Origin of the sequence: Streptomyces sp. NPDC096046 (genome assembly GCF_040303285.1) — a bacterium.
In the GTDB taxonomy this organism is placed as follows: Bacteria; Actinomycetota; Actinomycetes; order Streptomycetales; family Streptomycetaceae; genus Streptomyces.
In genome coordinates this window covers 26065-26495 of record NZ_JBEOSZ010000021.1, presented here as the reverse complement: position 1 = coordinate 26495, position 431 = coordinate 26065, and the positions used below count along the sequence as shown (strand labels likewise).

The following is a 431-nucleotide window of genomic DNA, read 5'->3' as shown; positions in this document are numbered from 1 at the left end:
GCGGGGTAGCGCCGCTCGCCACCGCCCTCGGGCCGATCGGTTCCCGGGCCGCCCGGCGTCGCTGGCAGGACGGGGTAGCGCCGCTCGCCACCGCCCTCGGGCCGATCGGTTCCCGGGCCGCCCGGCGTCGCTGGCAGGACGGGGTAGCGCCGCTCGCCACCGCCCTCGGGGCCGCCTACGCCGCGACGACCGCCCGCCCCTACGTCCACGCCATCCTCAACCCCTCGCCTCCCCTCACCCAGCGCGCCGTCGGTGCCGGCATCCGCGCCACCATCCCCCTCCAGGCCGCTCTCTGCGCGCGCTCCCGGGACACGGCCTCCGCCCTCCTCATCGCGGCCCTCGCACCCCTCGGAGCCCGGTTCGCGAAGAAGGTGAGCGTCACATGAGTTCTGAGGCCCGCAGCTCCGAGGGTGGTGCCGGGGCACCTTCGC

1 pseudogene is annotated in these 431 nt (G+C 77.3%); it reads left to right on the top strand.

Annotated elements, in window-relative coordinates:
* A pseudogene (locus ABTX62_RS19635) lies at positions 1-386 on the top strand (SCO3242 family prenyltransferase); the annotation flags it as partial.
* Positions 387-431 lie beyond the last annotated feature (45 nt).